The 2,806-nt window shown below is 72.8% G+C and carries 2 protein-coding genes; both read left to right on the top strand.

Annotation, left to right across the window (positions count from 1 at the left end; genetic code table 11):
* Positions 1–2,550, top strand: a 2,550-nt coding sequence (locus PKF00_RS43785; protein WP_271223712.1) for an SDR family NAD(P)-dependent oxidoreductase, incomplete at its 5' end; no start/stop codon positions are given.
* A gap of 42 nt (positions 2,551–2,592) precedes the next feature.
* Positions 2,593–2,806 (top strand): beta-ketoacyl synthase N-terminal-like domain-containing protein (locus PKF00_RS44820; protein ID WP_369011203.1); only part of this gene is annotated, 214 nt, incomplete at its 3' end.

The raw sequence follows: 2,806 nt of genomic DNA, 5'->3' as shown, positions 1-2,806 counted from the left end.
CTGCACACCGCCCACACCACCGCCCCGCACACCACCTTCCTCGAACTCGGCCCCGACGCCGTCCTCACCGCACTGGCGACGGAAACCCTTGGCGCCGGCGAAGACAGCACAGCCGCCGTCGCACTGCCCGTGCTGCGCCGCGACCGGCCCGAGGTGACCACCGCGCTGACCGCCGCCGCCCACCTGCACGTCCACGGCGCCGACGTCGACTGGGCCGCCACCCTCCCCGGCAGCGACCCCAAGACCGTCGACCTGCCCACCTACGCCTTCCAACAGCGCAGGCACTGGTTGGAGCAGCCGAAGGCCACAGGCGTCGCCGCCGGGCGCGACGGAGCCGACGAGGCGCACACCCGCTTCTGGGACACCGTCAGCCGTGGTGACCTCGACTCCCTGGCCGCCGCTCTGGGAGTCGACGACGAACAGGTGCGGGACTCCCTGGGCGTGGTCCTGCCGGCCCTCGCGTCCTGGCACACCGCGGGCGGCGTGCGGTCGACCATCGACTCGTGGCGGTACCGCACGGTGTGGCGTCCCGTCGGCGAGCAGGCCCGAACGCAGGCGACCGGGCGCTGGCTGCTGGTCCGTCCCGTCCAGGCAGAGGCGGCGGCATGGGCCGGCGTCCTGACCCGCGCGCTCGTCGAACGAGGCGCCGAGGTGGTTCCCGTCGAGGTCGACACCGCGACGGCGGACCGGGAAGCGGTCGCCGCGGCGCTGGTCCACGCCCTCGACAAACGGTTCGACACCCGGTTCAACGGCCGAATCGACGGCCAGGCGGATGGCAGGGCGGTGGCCGGCGTGCTGTCGCTGCTCTCCCTCGACGACTCTCCGCACCCCGGGCATCCGGGAGTGCCGGGTGGAGGCGCCGCCGAAGTGGCGCTGATCCAGGCTCTGGACACCGCGGGGATCACCGGACGTCTGTGGACCGCGACCGGCGGGGCGGTGTCGACGGGACCGTCCGATCCGGTCACCCATCCCGCCAGGGCGCTGGTGTGGGGCCTCGGCCCGGTCGTCTCCACGGAGAAGCCCGAGCGGTGGGGCGGGTCGCTCGACCTGCCCGTGACGCCGGACGCCCGCGCCGCCTCGTACGCCGTCACCGCTCTGACGGGACACCATGGTGAGTCGGAACTGGCGGTCCGCTCGACGGGGCTCCTCGCGCGGCGGCTGGTGCCCGCGCCACTGCCCGGCGTCGCCGCCCCCACGCCCTGGACGCCGGAGGGAACGGTCCTGATCACCGGCGGCACAGGGGCCCTGGGCGGTCATGTGGCGCGCCGCCTCGCCGGTCGTGGCGCCCGTCGGCTGCTGCTGCTCGGCCGCCGGGGACTGGACGCGCCCGGCGCGGCGGAGCTGAAGGCGGAGCTCACCGAGCTCGGGGCCCATGTGACCGTCGCCGCCTGCGACGTCTCCGAGCGGGCCGCGCTCGCCGCCGTACTCGCCGCGATCCCTCTCGAGCACCCGCTGACGGCGGTCGTCCACACCGCCGCCGTGCTGGACGACTCGATGATCGACTCGCTGACGGTCGAGCAGATGCACCGCGTGCAGCGGGTGAAGGCCGGCGGCGCGCTGAACCTACACGAGCTGACCCGTGATCTGGACCTCTCCGCGTTCGTGCTGTTCTCGTCGATCACCGGCACGCTCGGCAGCGCGGGGCAGGGTAACTACGCTCCGGGCAACGCGTTCCTGGACGCGCTGGCCGAACACCGCCGCTCGGCAGGCCTGCCCGCCACGTCGATCGCATGGGGCCACTGGGACGGCGAGGGGATCGCGACTCCCGACGCCAGGCAGCAGTTGCTGCGCGGCGGGTTCCCGCCGATGGCCCCCGACCTGGCCGTCACCGCGCTGGAGGAGGCGCTGGGGCACGGGGAGACCCGGCTGGTCGTCAGCAGGGCCGACTGGGCCTCCGTGCTCGCCGCCAGGCCGCATCCACTGCTCAGCGAGCTTCCGGAGGCGCGGGACACCGAGACCGACGCCTCGGGCCCCGACTCGGAACCCGGCGACGGCAAGAAGGACCTGAGCCACGAGTTGTCCGCGCTGCCCGAGGCCGAACAGCGCCAGCTGGTCCGCAGGCTCGTCCGGGGCGAGATCGCCGCCGTCCTCGGGTACGGCTCCGCGGCGGAGGTGGACGACCATCGCGGCTTCCGTGACCAGGGGTTCAGCTCACTGTCCGCGGTCGAGCTGCGCAACCGCCTCACCCGCCTGACAGGTACGGCGCTGCCGAGCAGCCTGGTGTTCGACTATCCGACTCCGGCGGCGCTCACCGAGCACCTGCGCGCCGTACTTACTCCCGAGCCCGAGCCGCCGCTCACCACGGTGCTGGCAAAGATCGACGAGCTGGAGAGCCTGCTGGCCGAGATCTCGGTGTCGCGGTCGGACCGGGAGACCGCGGCCTCCCGGTTGCTGCGACTCCTGGAAAGCCCGCGGCCCGATGGCTCCGACAGGTCCGCCGAGACCGTGACCGGCGGCGGGACCGCCGGCTCCGCCCCGGAGGGAAATCTGTCCTCCGTCTCGGACGACGAACTCATCAGCTTCATCAGCAACGAACTCGGCATCTCCTGAAAGCTCCTCCCCCGTTCAGCTCGTGCCCCGGAAGGCAAACCTGTGAGTGACGACCAGATCCGGCATCTCCTCCGACGCGTGACCGAGGAGTTGCACAAGACACGCGAAGAACTGAGAGACGTACGGGACGAGCAGCGGGAGCCGATCGCGATCGTGGGGATGGCCTGCCGCCTGCCCGGCGGAATCTCCTCCCCCGAACACCTGTGGGACCTCGTCTCCACCGGAGGCGACGCCGTCTCGGAGTTCCCCGACGACC

Origin of the sequence: Streptosporangium carneum (assembly GCF_027922005.1) — a bacterium.
In the GTDB taxonomy this organism is placed as follows: domain Bacteria; phylum Actinomycetota; class Actinomycetes; order Streptosporangiales; family Streptosporangiaceae; genus Streptosporangium; species Streptosporangium carneum.
Note: the sequence above shows the minus strand (reverse complement) of the source record. Positions and strands in the feature narration are given on the sequence as shown.